Below are 18,482 nucleotides of genomic sequence, written 5' to 3'. Positions count from 1 at the left end.
ATAATCGTTCCACATGCATCCGTCCGCCCCCGCCGCGGCATCGCCGCCCGACCACCCCCAGCCCGCGTCGCCACGCGACCTTTTTGTTTCATTCACCTGGCTCGCGCTGCAGGGCTTCGGCGGCGTCCTCGCCATCGTCCAGCGCGAGATGGTCGAGAAGAAGAAGTGGCTCACGCCCGACCAGTTCCTCGAGGACTGGGCCGTCGCCCAGGTGATGCCGGGGCCGAACGTGATCAACCTCGCACTGATGATCGGCGACCGCTACTTCGGCCTGCGCGGTGCCGTGGCCGCGGTGGCCGGCATGCTCACCGTGCCGCTGTTCGTGATCCTCGCGCTGGCCGTGCTCTACGCACACTACGCCGCCAACCCGCAGGTGGCGGCAGCGCTGCGCGGCATGGGCGCGGTGTCGGGCGGGCTCATCGCCGCCACGGGCATCAAGCTGATCCCGCAGCTGCGCAAGCACCCGCTGGGCTTTGCGACCTGCCTCGCGTTCGTGGCGCTGGTGTTCGCGGCCATCGCCCTCCTGAAGATTCCGCTGGGGTGGGTGCTGCTCGCGGTGGGCGGCGTGGCCTGCGTGTGGACCTGGAAGAAGATCGCACCATGACCATCGCGATGCAATGGCACGACTGGCTGGCCCTCTTCGGCCAGTACCTGCTGCTGTCGCTGCTGTCGATCAGCGGCGCGATCACCACGGTGCCCGACATGCACCGCTACCTCGTGGCGCAGCACGGCTGGCTCACCGAGGCGCAGTTCACCTCCTCGGTCGCCATCGCCCAGGCCGCGCCCGGGCCCAACGTGCTGTTCGTCGCGCTGATGGGCTGGAACGTCGGGCTCAACGCGGGCGGCGGCATCGGCGCCGGGCCCATGGCCTGGCTGCTCGGCTTCTTCGGCCTGATGGTCACCATGGTCGGCATCATGCTGCCGAGCACCACCCTCACCTACGTCGCCACGCGCTGGGGCCACCGCAACCGAACGCGCCGCGAGGTGCGCGCCTTCAAGCAGGGCATGGCGCCGGTGGTGGTCGGGCTGCTCATCGCCACCGGCTGGGTGCTGGCCGGCGGCAACCAGTCGAGCGGCGTGCCGGCCTGGCACCTGTGGCTGCTCAGCGGCGTGGCCGCGCTGGTGGTCTGGCGCACGCGCATCCACCTGCTGTGGCTGCTGGGCTGCGGCGCGGCGCTGGGCGCGGTAGGCTTCGTTTGAGCCGTTTTCCTTTCTGCATACTTTTTCTTTCAGGAGCCCTCTGCCATGTCGCAACTTCGTCCGCTCGGCCGTTCCACCCTTCGGGTGTCTCCCCTCGCCTTCGGCGGCAACGTGTTCGGCTGGACCGCCGACGAGGCGACCTCGTTCAAGTTGCTCGACGCCTGGCTCGACGCCGGCTTCAACTTCGTCGACACGGCCGACGTCTACTCGGCCTGGGTGCCGGGCCATGTGGGCGGCGAATCGGAAACGATCATCGGCAAGTGGCTCAAGCACAGCGGCAAGCGCAACCGCTTGGTGCTGGCCACCAAGGTCGGCAAACCGATGGGCGAAGGCAAGGTGGGCCTGTCGCCCACCTACATCCGTGAGGCCGTCGAGGCGTCGCTCAAGCGCCTGCAGACCGACTACATCGACCTGTACCAGTCGCACGACGACGACGCGAACACGCCGCTCGAAGACACGCTGGGCACCTTCGACGCGCTCATCAAGGAAGGCAAGGTGCGCGCCATCGGCGCCTCGAACTACACGGCGCCGCGGCTGGCCGAGGCGCTCGACGTGTCGGAGCGCCTGGGCATCGCGCGCTACGAAAGCCTGCAGCCGCTGTACAACCTGTACGACCGCGCGGTGTTCGAAGATGCCCTCGAGCCGCTGTGCCTCAAGCGCGAAGTTGGCGTGATCAACTTCTATGCGCTGGCGGCGGGCTTTCTCACCGGCAAGTACCGCACCGAGGCCGATGTGGCCAAGAGCGCACGCGGCACCACCACGAAGAAGTACCTGAACCCGCGCGGCCTGCGCATCCTCGATGCGCTGGACAAGGTGGCCCAGCAGTACAACGCCAAGCCCGGCCAGGTCGCCATCGCCTGGCAGATCGCACGGCCCGGCGTGACCGCGCCGATCGCCAGCGCCACCTCGCTGGCGCAGCTCGAAGAACTGGTGGTGGCCACGCAACTCAAGCTGGACGCGGGCACCATCGACGTGCTCAACCGGGCCAGCGCCGAGACGCCGGCCTGAATCTCAACCGTCGACGGGGTTCAGCGGCGTCGCCAGGATGCGCTGGTAGAACGCCACGTCGAGCCAGCGGCCGAACTTGAAGCCGGCCTGCCGCACAGTGCCTGAATGCGTGAAGCCCAGGCGCTCGTGCAGCGCAATGCTGCCGGCGTTCGAGGCGTCGATGGCGCCGACCATCACATGCACCTCGCGCGCGATCGCCTCGGCCACGATCGCCTCCATCAGCGTGCGGCCCAGGCCCTCGCCACGGTGCGCGGCATCGACGTACACCGAGTGCTCCACCGTGTACTTGTAGGCCGGAAAGGCGCGGAACGCGCCGTAGCTTGCGAAGCCCAGCAGCTTGCCGTTGTCGTCCACCGCACCGATCACGGGAAAGCCGCCGGCGCGCTTGGCGGCGAACCACGTCACCATGTTCTCGGGCGTGCGCGGCTTGTAGTCGTACAGCGCGGTGGAATTGACGATGGCCTCGTTCAGGATCGCCAGGATGGCGCCTGAATGGGCTTCTTCGGTGCAGGCGATGAGACGCATGGTGTTTCTCTGTCGTTCAATATAAGAGAATAATAATCTCATATGGGAAACACTTCACCCTCCACCCCCTCGGCGGCGCCGGCCGACGGCCACATCGACGCACTCATCGCCACCCGGCTGCTGGCGCTGCGCCAGGCGCAGGGGCTCAGCCTCGCGGACCTGGCCGGGTTGTCGGGCGTGAGCAAGGCGATGATCTCCAAGGTCGAGCGCGCGCAGAGCAGCCCGACGGCCGTGCTGCTGGGAAAGCTCGCCGCCGGCCTCGGGGTCTCGCTGGCGCAGCTTCTCACCGAGGACAAGGCCCAGCCGCAACGCCTGCGCAAACGGGCCGCGCAGGAGGTCTGGCGCGACCCCGAAGCCGGCTATGTGCGCCGCCAGGTCGCCGAGCGCGGCGCGGGCAGCGGCGTGGAGCTGGTCGAGGTCGAGCTGCCGCGCGCCGCGCAGGTCGGCTACCCGCGATGGAGTGGCACGCCGTACCGGCAGAGCCTGTGGATGCTCGAGGGCGCGCTGCAGGTCGACTACGGCGACGAGCGCTTCGAACTCGCCCCGGGCGACTGCCTCGACTTCGGCGTCGACCGGCCGCTGGTCTTCAAGGCGCTGGGGCCCAGCGCCTGCCGCTACCTGCTGGTCGCCGTACCTGATTGATTGCGGTAGGCAAGCTCCCACACGCAGAGACGACTCAGGCCGGTCCGGGCAACAGGGTGCGTCGGGATACTGCAAGGCATCTCAGCTACCGGAGCCGCACGATGTCCTTTGCGCTTTACATGATCGGCTTTCTGATCTTCCTGGCCGGGGTCGCCTGGGGCGCCTCGGTGGCCGGCGTGCCCACGCTCTACATCGGCATCGGTGCGCTGATCCTGCTGGGCATCGGCATCTTCAGCGCGGTGGGTCGCACGCGCAGCAAAGACCCGTCCTGAACGAGCCTGACGCCTTCACAGAGCAGTTCACACAGGCTTCACGCCCGGCGCACATGGCGTCGCTAACTTCGCAGGCGCACCACAGCCCGTGGTGCGCATTGCAAGTCAGCCTCCCATGCACGCCTCTTCTTCCTGTCTCTTTTCTCCCCACGCGCCATCCTCGTCGGCCGCGCCCTGCCCCGCACCGGCCTTCGTGAGCGACCCGGGTACGGCCTGCACCCAGGTCGACCTGCTCGTCATCGGCGCGAGCTTTGCCGGGCTGGCCTGCGCCCGTGCCGCCGCCAAGGCCGGCCTGCGCGTGATGGTGCTCGAGAAGAAGGCCGCCGCCGGCGCCAAGCTGCACACCACCGGGATCATCGTCAAGGACGCGGTCGACAGCGTGCCGTGGCTGGCCGAAGTGCCGCCCGCGCTGGTGCGCCGCATCGAAGGCGTGCGGCTGTACGCGCCCGACATGCACCACGTCGACCTGCACGCGCCCGGTTACTGGTTCTGGGCCACCGACGCGCCCGCGCTGCTCGACTGGATGGTGGAGTCCACCCGGGCCTGCGGCGTCGAGGTGCGCCTGGGCACGCTGTTCGAGCAGGCGCTGTGGGCGAACGGCCGCTGGGAGGTGCCGGTGGCGCAGGGCCCGTGCATCCGCGCGACCTACCTCGTGGGCGCCGACGGCCCGCATTCGCGCGTCGCCAAGGCACTGGGGCTGTCGCGCAACACGCGCTTTCTCTACGGCGTGGAGCACGAGTACCAGGGCGCGCGCATGGCGCCCGACCTGCTGCATTGCTTCATCGACAAACAACTCGCGCCGGGCTACATCGGCTGGGCGCTCGACGGTGTCGGCGTGAGCCAGATCGGCCTGGCGCGCCGCATGAGGCGCCACGACACGGGCGCGCTGCGCCTGGACCCGCTGCTGCGCAAGATCGCCTCCGTGGTGTCGCCCGGCGACGCGCCGCCGGTTGCCGTGCGCGCCGGGATGATCCCCTGCGGCGGCGTGCTGCCGGTGGTGGCCCGCGAACGGGCGCTGCTGGTGGGTGATGCGGCGGGCATGGTGTCGCCCGTGACGGCCGGCGGCATCCACACGGCGCTGCAGCACGGCGAGCGCGCCGGCGAGGCCGTGGCGCGCTTCGTGCGCGGCGAGGCGGACGACCCCGCAACGTGGTTCGTGCGCGGCTACCCGCGCTTTCTGATGAAGCGCACGCTGCGCTGGGCCTTCGACCACTTCCAGAGCGACTGGATGTTCAACCGCCTGCTCGGCACGGCGCCGATGCGGCGTGCGGCGGAGCTGGTGTACTTCCACCGCAAGGGCAGCGGGCCGGTGGCCCGCTAGGTCCAGGATCAACCGCCGCGCTGGCGCATGGCCTCGAAGAGGCACACGCCGCTGGCCACCGAGACGTTCAGGCTCTCGACCGCGCCGGCCATGGGAATGCTCACCAGCTCGTCGCAGGTCTTGCGCGTGAGCTGGCGCATGCCCTCGCCCTCGGCGCCCAGCACCAGCGCCAGCGGACGCTTGAAGTCGCTCTGGTAGATCGTGCCCGGCGCGTCGTCGCTGGTGCCCACGCACCAGATGCTGCGTTCCTTGAGCTCGTTGAGCGTGCGCGCGAGGTTGGTCACCATGAAGTACGGCACGGTCTCGGCCGCGCCGCTCGCCACCTTGGCCACGGTGGCGTTGATGCCGGCCGCATGGTCCTTGGGCGCGATCACCGCATGGGCGCCGGCGCCGTCGGCCACGCGCAGGCAGGCACCGAGGTTGTGCGGGTCGGTCACGCCGTCGAGCACCAGCAGCAGCGGCACGGTGCCGGCCTCCTCGAGGCCTTCGAGCAGCTCGTCGAGCGAGCGGACCTGGGCCACGGGCTCGACCCGCGCGACCACGCCCTGGTGGCCGTGGCTGCCGCTGAGCTTGGACAGCCGCAGGCCGTCGGCCTCGACCAGCCGCACGCCGGCTTCTTGCGCTCGCGCGATGAACTGTTTCATGCGCGCATCGCGCCGGCTGGCGTCGAACATCACTTCGAGCACCGATTTCGGCGCGGTCTTGATGCGCACGCCCACGGCATGGAAGCCGAAGATCACTTTAGGGGAAGACATCCCCTGATTATCCCTACCCCCAGGCTTGCCCACTTCGTGTGGCCTCCTCCCCCCTGGAAGGGGGCAACATCAGCGGCCCGGCAAAGCCGGTTCCTCGGTGTTTCTCGAATAAATCCCTCGTCAGTCAGGCCAAGGGCAAGCCGCTGTTCGCGCGGGTGCGTTCGTCGTGCAGTTCCTGCACCACCAGGGCGTTCATGTGCACCTTCAGCGTGTTGCCCACGCTGCCCAGGTACTGGCAGGCGGCATACCCCTCGGCCGCCTTTTCGTAGCGTGCCACCCAGGCGTCGCGCGCAGGCAGCCGGTCGGGCGACACGGGCCAGACGCCCGGGCGCGGGCGCAGGTGTTCGCCGATGCCCACGCGCCAGGGCTTGGCGCTCAGGCGGGCGCGAAAGCAGCTCTGGTTGCGGCACATGCGCGCATAGACCTTGTCGGCGCCCAGCGTCTGGAACACGTCGGTCACGGCGGCGTCGGACGGTGCGAAGACATCGTGCATGGCCAGCACGCGCAGCCCGGCCGGCGTGCGGTACAGGCGCAGGTGCCAGTCGGGATGCTGGTGAATGAAGCGCTCGACACGCGCCCGTGCGCCCGCCAGCGGGTCGCTCTTGTCCTCGACCACGGGCAGGCCCTCCTTGTGGGCGCGCCAGAAGCCGAAGGCCGCCACCAGCATGAAGGCGGCCACGCCGGCCATCGCCGAGCGCGTGGCGTAGCCCGCGACCATCGCACCGATGAACGCCGCGCCGATCACCGTCAACCCGCGTGCGCTACCGCGCGCGCCCTGGTTCTCGAAGTCGACGTCGACGAACAGCACGTCGGGCGTGTTGAGGCAGCGCGCGCCGTAGCCGTTGCGGGTGACGATGCTGTCGCCCTGGCGTTCGACGATCTCCTCGCGGATCGGCACGCCGTTGGCGCCGTTGTAGGCCAGCTTGCGCTCGCGGCGCTCCAGCTTTTCACCGTCGACCACGATGCGGTCATAGGCCTCGCGGGTGCGCTGGTCGGCATGGGCCTGCGCGGCGAGCGGGCTGTCGTCGGACCAGCCGAAGCGGCGCACCGTGACCTGCCGGCCGGCCACGCGCTCCTGGATGCGGCCTTCGGCCCAGAACTGGGGAACGATCACGGCCTCAGGCGCCCTTGAAATACGACCACGCTGCCGCCGCGATCAGCAGCACGACGATCACCGGCAACCACTTGAAGCCGCCGCCCGACACCCGGCCCGGTTCGGCCATCGGGTTCACCGCGGCGCTCGACGGCAGATGACCGAAATCGCCGACGGCGGGGTTCTGGTGCGCCTCGACCAGCTGCTTGGCCTCGGCCAGGCCCAGGCCGGTGGCCTCGCGCGTGAGGCGCACGGCCTCGACTTTCTGGCCCCGCGCCAGGGCCGCGAGCGCGGCGGCCGGCACCGCAGCGGGGCCGTTGCCCTGCATGCCGCCCGTCTCGGCCCCGGCGTCGCCCCGGCCCCAGTCGCCTTCCTGCCAGTCGGCCGGCGCTCCCGCGGCGACCGCACCGCTGTTGGCATAGCGCTCGACGGCCTCCTTGGACGACTTGAGGTCCATGCCGGTGCGATCGCGCACGATCTTGATGGCTTCGATCAGGTTGCCGCGCTCGAGGGCGGCAATGGCTTCGGGGGGAAGCTGGGTCATGAACTCTCCTCTGTGTTCAGGGGAGCGCCGCGGGAGCCGGGCGCTGTCTTTTTTGCTGGCTCAGGCGGCCTGGGCGACGGTCGATTCTGGCGTTTTTTCGTTGAGCGCCACGCGCCCGGCCTCGATGGTGATGCGCCGCTCGCACTGCGAGGCAATGCCGCGGTCGTGCGTGACCAGCACCAGCGTGGTTCCCAGTTCGCGGTTCAGGTCGAACATGAGTTTCATGACCTGCTCGCCGGTGGCGAAGTCGAGGCTGCCGGTGGGCTCGTCGGCCAGCAGCAGGGCCGGCTGCACCACGAAGGCCCGCGCCAGCGCCACGCGCTGCTGCTCGCCGCCCGACAGCACCTTGGGGTAGTGGCCCAGGCGCTGGCCCAGCCCGACGCGGCCCAGCATCTCGGTGGCGGCCTTGCGCGCGTCCTTGCGGTTGGCCAGCTCCAGCGGCAGCATGACGTTCTCGAGCGCGCTCAGGTTGCCCAGCAACTGGAAGCTCTGGAACACGAAGCCCACGCGCTGGGCGCGCAGCGCGGCGCGCTCGTCCTCGTCGATGGCGAAGATGTCGTCGCCCGCCAGCTTCACGGTGCCGCGCGTGGGCGTGTCCAGCCCGGCAATGATCGACAGCAAGGTGCTCTTGCCGGAGCCCGAGGCGCCGACGATGGCGGCGGTTTCCCGCGCGCCCAGGGTGAAATGGATGTCCTGCAGAATGTCCAGCGTGCCGGCCGAGTCGGTGACGGACTTGAAGACATGCTCGACGGCGACAATGGCATCAGACGGGGGTTGGGACATGAAAGGCTTTTCGTTTTGAATCGACGTGACTTTATCTTGACCACCGCCGCGCTCGGCAGCGCGGGGGCATGGACGGGTGCTGCGGCCCAGGCACCGGCCGGCAAGCCGGTGATCCTGGTGCTCGGTGATTCGCTGAGCGCAGAGTACGGCCTCAAGCGCGGCGAAGGCTGGGTACCCTTGCTGGAAAAAAGGCTTGCGCAGCAGAAGATCGCGGCCTCGGTGGTCAACGCCAGCATCAGCGGCGACACCAGCTCCGGCGGTCGCGCCCGCTTCCCCGCCCTGCTGACGCAGCACAAGCCCAGCCACGTGGTGCTGGAGCTGGGCGCCAACGACGCCCTGCGCGGCCTGCCGCTGTCGAACACCGAAGACAACCTGCTGCAGATCACCAAGGCCGCGCAGGCCGCGGGCGCGCGGGTGCTGATCGTCGGCATCCAGGTGCCGCCGAACTACGGCGGCGACTACACGCGGCGCTTCGAGGCGGTGTTCGCGAAGGTGGCGGGCACGACGAAGTCGGCGCTGGTGCCGTTCCTGCTCAAGGGCGTGGCCGACGCGCCCGACGCCATGACACTGTTCCAGTCCGACCGCATCCACCCGACCGCCGCGGCGCAACCGCAGATCCTGGACAACGTCTGGCCGGAGCTGCGCAAGCTGCTACCCAAGTAACGCGCCCTCGCGCGACCAAAGAAAAAGCCGCAGCAGGCCTTCGCCTGCTGCGGCTTTTCTATGTCCGGGGGTGCAAGAAACGGGCAATCACCCGTTCTTGGTCGGCAACTCGGGCACCGTGGGGGGATCGCGTTCGAGCGAGGCCACGTCGGTCTCCGGGTCTCCGGGCGCCAGTCCGTCGCTGCTCGGGCTGAGCTTGCGGTTCGCCTTCTCCCGAAGCTTTTCTTCCTTCTTCTTCTTCTTGGCCAGCTCTTTCTGGCGCTTCTCGTAGCCGTAATTGGGTGTTGCCACTGCTTTTCCTTCAGGCGAGGCAGTCAGGGTGACTGCGATTCGGCCTACTGTAAGCGATAACGGTGCACTCCCAGCCCGGCGGCGGCCCGGGCCTGGCGCATTGCTTACATCTGCAGCAATGCCTGTTGCAGGTCGGCACGCAGGTCGTCCACGTCTTCCAGGCCGACCGAAAAACGCACCAGCGTGCCCTTGTAGGGCCAACGGGCGACGCTGGCGTCGCGCATCAAACCGATGTCGTAGGGCACGACGAGGCTGATCGGGCCGCCCCACGAATAGCCGAGGCGGAACAGCTTCAGGCTGTCGCAGAAGCGGTCGACCTGCTCGGTGCTGAAGCGCTCGTCGAACACCACCGAGAACAGGCCCGCGGCCAGGTCGGTGGCGCCGCACAGCGCGCGCCAGTTGGCATGGCCCGGCGAATCCTCGAGCGCGGGGTGCAACACCTGTGCAATCTCTTCGCAGCCATTGAGCCAGCCGGCCAGTTCGCGTGCGGCGCGGTCGTGCGCGCCGTAGCGCAGCGCCATGCTCGGCAGCGAACGCAACAGCGTTTCCACGTCGCCCACGCCGATGCCGAAGCCGGTGCGCATGTGGGTGAGCTTGAGCGCGCGGTGCAGCCGCTCGTCGCGCGTGACGACGCTGCCCATGAGCACGTCGCCACCGCCGCTGGGGTACTTGGTGAGCGCATGCACCGACACGTCGACGCCCTGCCCCGTGCCGTTGAAATCGAAGGGCGCGAAGGCCAGGCCCGCACCCCAGGTGTTGTCCAGCGCGGTCATCACGCCGCGCTCGCGGCAGACCTCGGCCAGCGCCGGCAGGTTGGGGAATTCCATCGTCACCGAACCGGCCGCTTCGAGCCACACCAGCCGCGTGCGGTGCGAGAGCTTGGCTTCCAGGTCGGACGGATTCATCGCGTCGTACAGGCGGTGCGTGATGCCGAAGTTCGCGAGCTCGCCGGTGGCCAGCGCCTTGGTGGGGCCGTAGGCGTTGTCGGGAATCAGCACCTCGTCGCCGGTTTTCAGGAACGCGAACGAGACCAGCGAGATCGCGGCCAGCCCGCTGGGCACGAGCAGGCATTCGGTGCCGCCTTCGAGCGTGGCCAGGCGCTCCTCGAGCGTGAAGGTGGTGGGCGTGCCGTGCAGGCCGTAGGTGTAGCCGGCCTTGGTCTTCCAGTCGCGCGCGCGCATGGCGGCGACGTCGGCGAAGAACACGGTCGAGGCCTTGAACACGCCGGGCTGCGGCGCAGCGAAGGTGGCCGGCGGCGTGTAGGGATGGTGGATCAGGGTCGTGGAAGGCTTGCTCATGTGCCGATGCTAGCGCCCCGCGAGGAACCCTCAATGGTCGTGACATTCTCCGTGCGATGTCGACGGCCTTGGCCGGATCGCCCGTGCATTGCGGATAGAGTTGCCCCTCCGAAAATAAAGGGAGGATTTTCTCGATGCGTCATCTGCTCATCACCATCACGGCCGCTGCGGCCCTGTCCGCCTGCGGCGGCATGAAGAACCTGGATTCGAACGCGCTCGCGGGCGCCGGCGGCAGCGCCTTCAAGGCCATGTCGCTCACCGACGGCGACGTGCAGGCACTGGCCAACCAGTCCTGCGCCGAGCTCGACAAGAGCTCCAAGGTCGCGGCACCCGCCGATGCCTACAGCAAGCGCCTGGAGCGCGTGCGCCAGGGGCTGCCGACCACCATCGGCGGCCAGCCCGCCAGCTACAAGGTCTACCTCACGAAGGACGTGAACGCCTGGGCCATGGGCAACGGCTGCATCCGCGTCTACAGCGGCCTCATGGACCTCATGAACGACGACGAGCTGCGCGGCATCATCGGCCACGAGATCGGCCACGTCGCCCTGGGCCACAGCAAGAAGGCCATGCAGACCGCCTACGCCGTGTCGGCCGCGCGCGGCATCGCCGGCGCCACCGGCAATGCGGCGATCACGCAGCTGTCGTCCTCGCAGATCGGCGACTTCGCCGAGAAGCTGGTCAACGCGCAGTTCTCGCAGTCGCAGGAAACCGACTCGGACAACTACGCCTTCGACCTGCTGACCACGCAGAAGCTCAAGCGCGAAGGCCTCGTCACCGCATTCCAGAAGCTGGCCAAGCTCGACGGTGGCAAGAGCTCGATGCTCAGCTCGCACCCCGCTTCCGGCGATCGCGCAGCCAACATCCAGAAGCGCCTCGCAACAAGCAAGTAAGCAGCCTGGGCCGGAGCGGTTCCCTCGGCGCACAATGCGCCGATGGTCACCCGCCCGCCTTTCCCGGGGCCCGTCGCGCCATGCAGCTGACGCGGCCCCCGTCCCCTCCTCTGCGGCCCTTCCTGCGGCTGCTGTGGGCCTCGGCGCCCGAGGGCACACCCGACACACGCACCGGCGCGCGCGAGCACGTGCTGCCCACGGGCGGCATGCACCTCGTCTTTCGGCTTTCAGGGCCGCCGCTGCAGCTCTTCGACGACACACGCGACCTGCGCGGCCACACGGTCGGCTACGCGATCGTCGGCGGCGCGCGCGCCGCTTTCTACCTGCGCGATGTGTCGGTATCGACACGCTCTGTCGGCGCGCAATTGCACCCCGGTGCGGCCCGCCTGCTGCTGGGCGCACCGGAAGACGCACTGAGCGGTCGCCACACGCCGCTCGACGCGCTGTGGGGCGAAGGCCAGACCGGCGACGCGCTCGAGCAGCTACATGCAACGGCCGACAACCCGGCGCGGCAACTGGACGTATTCGAAGCCTTGCTCACCCAGCGCCTGACCGCTGCCGCCCTGCCCCGCACCAGCCCCCGCGGCCTGCACCCGGCCGTGGCCGCCTCGCTGGGACAGATGAAGCGCGGCACGCCCGCGCCGATCGCCACGCTGGTGGCGCACAGCGGCTACACCCATCGGCGCTTCATCGCGCTGTTTCGCGCGGCGGTCGGGCTCGCGCCCAAGGAGTACGCCCGCGTGATGCGCTTCGACCGCGTGCTGGCGCTGGCCGCCGACGATCCTGCGCGCGCCTGGGCCGACATCGCGCTCGCCGCGGACTACAGCGACCAGGCGCACCTGAGCCGCGAGTTCTCGGCGCTGGCCGGCCTGTCGCCGCAGGCCTGGCGGCAGACGGGGGCGGCCTCGCCGCGTCATGTGCCGGCTGTCAGTGCGGCAGGTCAAATTCCTTCAAGACGCTAGCGCCGGGGCTGCGCAGAATCGGCGCCACGGTCCCGTTTCATCACCCGATTCAAGAAAGAAAGGCAGGTCCCGCCATGGCCATCCACGAGCTGTTTCCGTACCTCTGCGTCGACAACGCCGCCGCGGCCGTCGACTTCTATTGCCACGTGTTCGAAGTGAAGGAAATCTTTCGACTGACCGAGCCCAGCGGCCGCATCGGGCACGTCGAGCTGGACTTTCACAACGGCGCGATCCTGATGATCTCGGACGAATTCGCCGAGTTCAACATCCGCTCGCCCAAGGCGCTCGGCGGCAGCGCGGTCTCGCTGCATTTGCATGTGGACGATGCCGACGCGCTGGTCGCGCGCGCGGTCGCCGCGGGGGCCACGCTGGACATGGCACCGCAGGATCAGTTCTATGGGGAGCGTTCCGGCGTTTTCCGCGACCCCTTCGGTCACCGGTGGAACGTGGGGCACAGCATCGAGAAGCTGACGCCGGAGGAGATGCAGCGGCGCTACACCGCGATGTTCGACACCCCCGGCGGCGGCTGCAGCAGCAGCTGAGCGCGCCGGCCGGTGGTGCCAGGGCCGGTCGTCAGACCGACCACTTCTCGATCAGCTTCTCGGCGCCGAGCGAGTCGTAGCCCTCGAAGGGCTGGTGGATCCACGGGTTGGTGGCCAGGAACTCGACCGAGTAGTCGGGCGTGAAGGTCGACAGCGCCTTGGTCCAGATGACCGCGCTGCGCAGCTCGGTGATCGGCTGGTAGTTGTTGCGCAGCATGTCCATCACGGCGTGCAGCGTGTGGCCCGAATCGGCCAGGTCGTCCACCAGCAGCACCTTGCCGGCGATCTCGCCCTTGGGGGTCGTGATGTAGCGGGCGATGTCGAGATGGCCCTGGATCGTGCCGGCATCGGCGCGATAGGAGCTGGTCGACATGATCGCCAGCGGCTTGTCGAAGATGCGCGAGAGCACATCGCCCGGGCGCATGCCGCCACGCGCCAGGCACAGGATGGTGTCGAACTCCCAGCCCGACTGGTGCACCTTGATCGCGAGCTTCTCGATCAGGTTGTGGTACTCGTCGTAGCTGACGTAGAGATGTTTGCCGTCTTCGGTCAACATGGTCTGGTTCGTTCCTGTTCAGTCTGCGAGGTAGGGGTGGCGCATCATGATCGTGTGATCGCGATCGGGGCTGGTCGACACCATGTGGATCGGCACGCCGGTGATCTGCTCGATGCGCTGCAGGTACAGGCGCGCATTGACCGGCAGCTTGTCGTGCTGCGTGACGCCCACGGTGCTTTCGGTCCAGCCTTCGAGGGTTTCGTAGATCGGCGTGCAGCGCTCGATTTCGTCGGCGCCCATCGGCAGGATGTCGGTGATTTCGCCGTCGAGTTCGTAGCCGGTGCACAGCTCTAGCTTCTCGAGGCCGTCGAGCACGTCGAGCTTGGTGATGCACAGGCCCGACAGGCCGTTGACCTGCGCCGAGCGCTTGAGCAGCGCGGCGTCGAACCAGCCGCAACGGCGGCTGCGGCCGGTGGTCACGCCCTTTTCGGCGCCCACGGTGCTCATGTGGTAGCCGGGGGTGCCCGGCGTGGCCCAATCGAGCTCGGTGGGGAACGGACCACCGCCCACGCGGGTGCAGTAGGCCTTGGTGATGCCGAGCACGTAGTGCAGCATGCCCGGGCCCACGCCCGAACCGGCGGCGGCGTTGCCGGCCACGCAGTTGCTCGAGGTGACGTACGGGTAGGTGCCGTGGTCGACGTCGAGCAGCGTGCCCTGCGCGCCTTCGAACAGCAGGTTGGCGCCGGCCTTGTGGGCGTCGTTCAGCTCGCGCGACACGTCGGCCATCATGGGCTTGAGCAGCACGGCGTGGCGCATGGCCTCGTCGAACACCGTGTCGTAGTCGATGGCGGGTGCGCCCAGCACCTGGGTCAGCACGTGGTTGTGCAGCTCGAGCAGCACGCGCAGCTTGGCGGCAAAGCGCTCAGGGTGCTTCAGGTCCTGCACGCGCAGCGCGCGGCGGGCGATCTTGTCTTCGTAGGCCGGGCCGATGCCGCGACCGGTGGTGCCGATCTTCTCGATGCCGCCCTTTTCACGGTAGGCCTCGCGCGCGATGTCCAGCGCGGCGTGGAACGGCAGGATCAGCGGGCAGGCCTCGCTGATGCGCAGGCGCGAACGCACTTCGACGCCGGCTTTCTCCAGGCCTTCGATTTCCTCGAAGAGCTTGGCAGCCGACAGCACCACGCCGTTGCCGATGTAGCACTTGACGCCGGGGCGCATGATGCCGCTCGGGATCAGGTGCAGCGCGGTCTTCACGCCGTTGATGACCAGCGTGTGGCCCGCGTTGTGGCCGCCCTGGAAACGGACCACGCCTTGGGCGCTTTCCGTCAGCCAGTCAACCAGCTTGCCCTTGCCTTCGTCGCCCCACTGGGTACCGACGACGACCACGTTTCTTCCGGTGGTTACGCTCATGCTCGTTCCATTACTTCAAAAATTCAGATCGCTCGGACATTCCATTGGCCGGCCTGCTCGACGAGCTCGCGGTCGCAATGGAATTCATCGATTTCGCTGCCGTGGCCGGGCAGCACGCAGACTACCGTTTCGCCGGCCTTGCGCAATTGGGCAATCGCCTGACGCAGGCCGGCCGCGTCGCTCCAGGGCGCACGGATGGCGGCGCGCAGCGGACGGGCCGGCAGCACGCCGACGAGTTCGCGCACATCGAGGCTGAAGCCGACGGCCGGACGGTTGCGGCCGAACACGGCGCCCACCTCGTCGTAGCGGCCACCGCGCACCAGCGAATCGGCCGCGCCGGGCACGTAGATGCCGAAACGCATGCCGCTGTAGTAGGCATAGCCGCGCAGGTCGGCCAGGTCGAAGCTAATCTGGCGCCCTGCCGTGCCGTTCAGGCCGGCCGCAAGTTGCTTCAGGTCGGCCAGCGCAGCCGCCACGGCGGGCGTGCCCTTCAGGGCCTTGGCGGCCTCGTCGAGCACGGCCACATCGCCGTACAGGCCCACGAGGGCGCGCAGGCCGTCGCGTGACGCAGCGGGGAAATCCTTGGTGAGCGCCTGCAGCTCGCTCGCGTCCTTGGCGGCCAGTGCGGCATGCACGCGGGCGATCGCGGCAGCATCGACCGGCACGCCGGCGAACAGCGCGCGCACGATGCGGGCGTCGGCCAGGTCGACGATCACGCCGTCGCGCAGGCCGGCGGCGTCAAGGCAGTCGAGCGCCAGCAGCAGGGTTTCGGTGTCGGCTTCCAGGCCGGCGTGGCCGTAGATCTCGGCGCCGAACTGCAGCGGCTCACGGGTGGCGTGCGGGCGGTCGGGCCGGGTATGGACCACCGGGCCGCAGTAGCACAGCCGGGCCACGCCGTCGCGGTTCAGCAGATGGGCATCGATGCGCGCCACCTGGGGGGTGGTGTCGGCACGCAGGCCCATGCTGCGACCGGACAGCTGGTCGACGAGCTTGAAGGTTTGGAGGTCGAGCGCCTCGCCGGTGCCCGAAAGCAGCGACTCCAGGTGCTCGAGCAGCGGCGGCATCACCAGCTCGTAGCCATAGCCACGGGCGGTATCGAGCAGCTGGCGTCGAAGTTCTTCGATGTGGCGCGCCTCGGAGGGCAGCACATCGGCAATGTGATCCGGGAGGACCCAGGCGGACATGGGGATCGGGGGCGTGGTTAAACCGGGATTCTACCGGGCCCGCGTTACCCCAGAACCCAAAGGAGTACCAAACCCAGCAGGATGCTGCAAAGACCGAAGAAACGCAGCTGGCCATCGCGCAGCTGCAGCAGCTGGCTGAAGCCGCGCCGCCACCCACCCGGCGAGATGAAAGGCAGGATGCCTTCGATCACCAGGACCAGCGCCAACGCGCTCCAGAGGGTGTCGGCGCTCACGGCTCCAGGCAGGACAGCGGAAACGGACGGCCTGTTGTTACTTGCGCGCCGAGCCGGAGCTCTGCATGGCGCGGAAGAAGTCCGAGGACGGGTCGAGCACCATCACGTCGCTCTTCTTGTTGAAGCTCTGCTTGTACGCCTCGAGGCTGCGATAGAACTGGGCGAACTGCGGATCGCGGCCGAAGGCCTCGCTGTAGGTCGCGGCAGCCTGGGCATCGCCCTCGCCCTTGATCTTCTGGGCATCGCGGTAGGCGTTGGCCACGATCACTTCGCGCTGGCGATCGGCGTCGGCGCGGATCTTCTCGCCTTCGGCCGTGCCGGTGGAACGCAGCTCGTTGGCCACGCGCTTGCGCTCGGCCTCCATGCGGCGGTAGACCGATTCGGTGATGGCTTCCACGTAGTCCACGCGGGTGATGCGCACGTCGACCACGTCGACGCCCCAGGGCTTGGCGCCCTTCACGACGGCCAGCACTTCGCGCTGCACGTCGGCCATCAGGGCCTCGCGGCGCACCGAGATCAGGTCGCGCACGGTGCGCTTGTTGATGTTTTCCTGGAACGCATTGCGCACCACGCGGTTGAGCTGCATGGCGCCCGCGTTCTCGTCGAGGCCAACGTTGCGGATGTAGGCCTGCGGGTCGGAGATGCGCCAGCGCACGTACCAGTCGATCACCACGCGCTGCTTTTCAGCGGTGAGCATGGGCTCGGTGTCGAGGCTCGAGAGCGTCAGCAGGCGCTTGTCGATGTACGACACGTTCTGGAACGGCGGCGGCAGCTTGAAGTTGAGGCCGGGCTCGGTGATGACCTGCTTGATCTGGCCGAGGGCATAGACCACGCCGAACTGGCGCTGGTCGACCACGAAGAGGGTCGAGCTCAGCAGCACGAGCAGGACGAGGACCGAGGTGGCGATGAAACCGATTCTGTTCATGTTGTTCCGGGCCTTTCTCAGCGCACGTCGCGGTCACGCGAGCGGCCGTCACGGGCGCGCACGTCGGTGGTGGTGGGTGCCACCGGGATCACCGACGACTGGGTCGGTGCGGTGCCGGCCACGTTGGGGTTGGCAGCGTCCACGGGCGTGGCCGCGGTGTTGCCGCCTTGCTGCATCAGCTTGTCGAGCGGCAGGTACAGCAGGTTGGAACCCTGCTTGCTGTCGACCAGCACCTTGGTCGTGCTGGCGTAGATCTGCTGCATGGCGTCGGTGTACATGCGGTCGCGCGTCACCTGCGGTGCCTTCTGGTATTCGGCCAGCACCGAGCTGAAGCGGCCCGCATCACCCTGTGCCTGCGCCACGATCCGCGCCTTGTAGGCCTCGGATTCTTCCTTCAGGCGCGACGAGGTACCGGTGGCCAGCGGCACGACGTTGTTGGCGTAAGCCTCGGCGTCGTTCTTGGCGCGTTCGCGTTCCTGGCCGGCCTTGAGCACGTCGTCGAAGGCGGCCTGCACCTGCTCGGGCGGACGCACGCCGCCCTGCTGCAGGTTGATGCCGACGACTTCGACGCCGACCTTGTAGCGATCGAGGATGGTCTGCATCAGCGCGCGCACGCGGGGCGCGATCTGGTCGCGCTCTTCGGCGAGCGCCGCATCCATCTTCATCTTGCCGACCACTTCGCGCACGGAGCTTTCAGCCACCTGCACGATGGTTTCAGCAGGCGACTTGCTCTCGTAGAGCCAGGCGCGCGCGTCGCTCAGGCGGTACTGCACGGCGAACTTGATTTCGACGATGTTCTCGTCTTCGGTCAGCATGGCCGATTCGCGCAGGCCGGTGGAACGCACGATGGCGTCGCGGCCCACGTCGGTGGAGCGGATCTGCGTGACCACCACCAGCTCATGGCGCTGGATCGGGTACGGCAGGCGCCAGTTGAAACCCGCGCCCACGGTGCTCTTGTAGCGGCCGAACTGCGTGATGACGGCCTGCTGGCCTTCGTTCACGATGAAGAAGCCGGTGCCGAGCCAGATCAGGACCGCCACGATGGCCACGAGGCCGATGCCGAAGCCGGCGTTCTTCATGTCGGGCTTGTAGCCGTTGCCGCCACCGCCGCCGGCGCCATTGGGACGATTGCCACCGCCCTTGCCGCCGCCGAAGAAACCACCGAGCTTGCGATTGAGGTCGCGCCAGAGTTCGTCGAGGTCGGGCGGGCCCTGGTTGGGGCCCTGGCCGCGCGGGCGATTGCCGTTGCCGTTGTTGTTCTGGTTGCCGCTCGAAGGCGGCGGGATCGGGGCGCCGGGGGGATCGGCATCGGGCGGCCGGTTGCCGGCCGGGCGGTCGCCGTTGGAGGACGGCTCGTCGCCGCGACCCCATCGGCCATCGTTCAGATTGAACATGCCCAGAAACCCTCTCCGCGCTGGCTTTGCATTCATTCGCTTCGTTCTCGT

The 18,482-nt window shown here is 68.5% G+C and carries 23 protein-coding genes; 10 read left to right on the top strand and 13 right to left on the bottom strand.

Annotation, left to right across the window (positions count from 1 at the left end):
* Positions 1 to 13: 13 nt before the first annotated feature.
* Genes AC3WQM_RS02015 through AC3WQM_RS02005 form a run of 3 tightly spaced genes read left to right on the top strand, consistent with a single transcriptional unit; the run spans position 14 to position 2,208 of the window.
* Positions 14 to 604 carry a chromate transporter gene (locus AC3WQM_RS02015; RefSeq protein WP_062481071.1) on the top strand — a complete coding sequence of 197 codons (591 nt, stop codon included), beginning with the start codon at positions 14 to 16 and terminating at the stop codon, positions 602 to 604.
* On the top strand, positions 601 to 1,200 hold the full coding sequence (locus AC3WQM_RS02010; RefSeq protein WP_070060988.1) for a chromate transporter: 600 nt from the start codon (positions 601 to 603) through the stop codon (positions 1,198 to 1,200). The genes AC3WQM_RS02015 and AC3WQM_RS02010 overlap by 4 nt, the downstream gene beginning before the upstream one ends.
* A gap of 45 nt (positions 1,201 to 1,245) precedes the next feature.
* Positions 1,246 to 2,208 carry an aldo/keto reductase gene (locus AC3WQM_RS02005; RefSeq protein ID WP_492676735.1) on the top strand — a complete coding sequence of 321 codons (963 nt, stop codon included), beginning with the start codon at positions 1,246 to 1,248 and terminating at the stop codon, positions 2,206 to 2,208.
* A 3-nt stretch (positions 2,209 to 2,211) separates the two neighbouring features.
* On the opposite strand, the gene AC3WQM_RS02000 is transcribed toward AC3WQM_RS02005, so the two are convergent.
* Positions 2,212 to 2,733 (bottom strand): GNAT family N-acetyltransferase, encoded by a 522-nt coding sequence (locus AC3WQM_RS02000; protein WP_492676734.1) that lies wholly within the window; start codon positions 2,731 to 2,733, stop codon positions 2,212 to 2,214.
* 42 nt (positions 2,734 to 2,775) lie between these two features.
* Between AC3WQM_RS02000 and AC3WQM_RS01995 the strand changes: the two genes are divergently transcribed.
* The 3 genes from AC3WQM_RS01995 (at position 2,776) to AC3WQM_RS01985 (ending at position 4,968) form a co-directional block, all read left to right on the top strand.
* Positions 2,776 to 3,375 carry a helix-turn-helix domain-containing protein gene (locus AC3WQM_RS01995; RefSeq protein WP_492676732.1) on the top strand — a complete coding sequence of 200 codons (600 nt, stop codon included), beginning with the start codon at positions 2,776 to 2,778 and terminating at the stop codon, positions 3,373 to 3,375.
* A gap of 101 nt (positions 3,376 to 3,476) precedes the next feature.
* Complete coding sequence (locus tag AC3WQM_RS01990; RefSeq protein WP_143605928.1) at positions 3,477 to 3,647, top strand: SoxR reducing system RseC family protein; 171 nt, start codon at positions 3,477 to 3,479, stop codon at positions 3,645 to 3,647.
* A 115-nt stretch (positions 3,648 to 3,762) separates the two neighbouring features.
* Positions 3,763 to 4,968, top strand: coding sequence for an NAD(P)/FAD-dependent oxidoreductase (locus AC3WQM_RS01985; protein WP_492676731.1), 1,206 nt, complete (start codon positions 3,763 to 3,765; stop codon positions 4,966 to 4,968).
* Between the two features lie 8 nt (positions 4,969 to 4,976).
* Here the strand turns inward: AC3WQM_RS01985 and rlmB are convergent, their stop codons facing one another.
* From rlmB to AC3WQM_RS01965, 4 genes are all read right to left on the bottom strand, one after another.
* Positions 4,977 to 5,723, bottom strand: a complete 747-nt coding sequence (rlmB, locus tag AC3WQM_RS01980; protein WP_492676729.1) for a 23S rRNA (guanosine(2251)-2'-O)-methyltransferase RlmB — start codon at positions 5,721 to 5,723, stop codon at positions 4,977 to 4,979.
* A gap of 124 nt (positions 5,724 to 5,847) precedes the next feature.
* Positions 5,848 to 6,837, bottom strand: a complete 990-nt coding sequence (locus AC3WQM_RS01975; RefSeq protein WP_492676728.1) for a hypothetical protein — start codon at positions 6,835 to 6,837, stop codon at positions 5,848 to 5,850.
* A 4-nt stretch (positions 6,838 to 6,841) separates the two neighbouring features.
* Complete coding sequence (locus AC3WQM_RS01970) at positions 6,842 to 7,360, bottom strand: ribosomal protein L7/L12 (protein ID WP_492676727.1); 519 nt, start codon at positions 7,358 to 7,360, stop codon at positions 6,842 to 6,844.
* Between the two features lie 60 nt (positions 7,361 to 7,420).
* Complete coding sequence (locus tag AC3WQM_RS01965) at positions 7,421 to 8,143, bottom strand: ABC transporter ATP-binding protein (protein WP_095947226.1); 723 nt, start codon at positions 8,141 to 8,143, stop codon at positions 7,421 to 7,423.
* A gap of 36 nt (positions 8,144 to 8,179) precedes the next feature.
* On the opposite strand from AC3WQM_RS01965, the gene AC3WQM_RS01960 reads away from it, so the two are divergent.
* On the top strand, positions 8,180 to 8,806 hold the full coding sequence (locus AC3WQM_RS01960) for an arylesterase (protein WP_492676726.1): 627 nt from the start codon (positions 8,180 to 8,182) through the stop codon (positions 8,804 to 8,806).
* Positions 8,807 to 8,893: 87 nt separating this feature from the next.
* On the opposite strand, the gene AC3WQM_RS01955 is transcribed toward AC3WQM_RS01960, so the two are convergent.
* Together AC3WQM_RS01955 and AC3WQM_RS01950 are read right to left on the bottom strand one after the other, a co-directional pair.
* Positions 8,894 to 9,097: a hypothetical protein gene (locus AC3WQM_RS01955; protein WP_055796387.1), complete on the bottom strand. Its 204-nt coding sequence runs from the start codon at positions 9,095 to 9,097 to the stop codon at positions 8,894 to 8,896.
* A 104-nt stretch (positions 9,098 to 9,201) separates the two neighbouring features.
* The gene (locus AC3WQM_RS01950) at positions 9,202 to 10,395 is read right to left on the bottom strand and encodes a PLP-dependent transferase (RefSeq protein WP_095745643.1); all 1,194 of its coding nucleotides are present in this window, start codon (positions 10,393 to 10,395) and stop codon (positions 9,202 to 9,204) included.
* A gap of 134 nt (positions 10,396 to 10,529) precedes the next feature.
* Between AC3WQM_RS01950 and AC3WQM_RS01945 the strand changes: the two genes are divergently transcribed.
* From AC3WQM_RS01945 to AC3WQM_RS01935, 3 genes are all read left to right on the top strand, one after another.
* Entirely contained in the window at positions 10,530 to 11,285 is a 756-nt protein-coding gene (locus tag AC3WQM_RS01945; protein WP_492676725.1) for a M48 family metallopeptidase, read from the top strand.
* An 80-nt stretch (positions 11,286 to 11,365) separates the two neighbouring features.
* Positions 11,366 to 12,247 (top strand): helix-turn-helix domain-containing protein, encoded by an 882-nt coding sequence (locus AC3WQM_RS01940; RefSeq protein WP_492676723.1) that lies wholly within the window; start codon positions 11,366 to 11,368, stop codon positions 12,245 to 12,247.
* Between the two features lie 74 nt (positions 12,248 to 12,321).
* The gene (locus AC3WQM_RS01935) at positions 12,322 to 12,789 is read left to right on the top strand and encodes a VOC family protein (RefSeq protein ID WP_492676722.1); all 468 of its coding nucleotides are present in this window, start codon (positions 12,322 to 12,324) and stop codon (positions 12,787 to 12,789) included.
* Between the two features lie 31 nt (positions 12,790 to 12,820).
* Here AC3WQM_RS01935 and AC3WQM_RS01930 read toward each other — a convergent pair whose 3' ends face one another.
* The 6 genes from AC3WQM_RS01930 to hflK are packed head-to-tail and all read right to left on the bottom strand — an operon-like array spanning position 12,821 to position 18,431.
* Positions 12,821 to 13,345: a phosphoribosyltransferase gene (locus AC3WQM_RS01930; protein ID WP_062480750.1), complete on the bottom strand. Its 525-nt coding sequence runs from the start codon at positions 13,343 to 13,345 to the stop codon at positions 12,821 to 12,823.
* An 18-nt stretch (positions 13,346 to 13,363) separates the two neighbouring features.
* Positions 13,364 to 14,695 carry an adenylosuccinate synthase gene (locus tag AC3WQM_RS01925; RefSeq protein ID WP_101490073.1) on the bottom strand — a complete coding sequence of 444 codons (1,332 nt, stop codon included), beginning with the start codon at positions 14,693 to 14,695 and terminating at the stop codon, positions 13,364 to 13,366.
* Positions 14,696 to 14,718: 23 nt separating this feature from the next.
* Complete coding sequence (locus tag AC3WQM_RS01920) at positions 14,719 to 15,879, bottom strand: ATP phosphoribosyltransferase regulatory subunit (RefSeq protein ID WP_447744891.1); 1,161 nt, start codon at positions 15,877 to 15,879, stop codon at positions 14,719 to 14,721.
* 44 nt (positions 15,880 to 15,923) lie between these two features.
* Positions 15,924 to 16,112 carry a DUF2065 domain-containing protein gene (locus AC3WQM_RS01915; RefSeq protein WP_489058385.1) on the bottom strand — a complete coding sequence of 63 codons (189 nt, stop codon included), beginning with the start codon at positions 16,110 to 16,112 and terminating at the stop codon, positions 15,924 to 15,926.
* A 37-nt stretch (positions 16,113 to 16,149) separates the two neighbouring features.
* Positions 16,150 to 17,037 carry a protease modulator HflC gene (gene hflC, locus AC3WQM_RS01910; protein WP_062480758.1) on the bottom strand — a complete coding sequence of 296 codons (888 nt, stop codon included), beginning with the start codon at positions 17,035 to 17,037 and terminating at the stop codon, positions 16,150 to 16,152.
* A 17-nt stretch (positions 17,038 to 17,054) separates the two neighbouring features.
* Positions 17,055 to 18,431 (bottom strand): FtsH protease activity modulator HflK, encoded by a 1,377-nt coding sequence (hflK, locus tag AC3WQM_RS01905; protein WP_492676721.1) that lies wholly within the window; start codon positions 18,429 to 18,431, stop codon positions 17,055 to 17,057.
* Between the last annotated feature and the right edge of the window lie 51 nt (positions 18,432 to 18,482).

This window comes from Variovorax sp. FW301-JW7 (genome assembly GCF_058788795.1).
The sequence above is the reverse complement of the archived record's forward strand: the minus strand, read 5'-3'. Positions and strand labels throughout refer to the sequence as shown.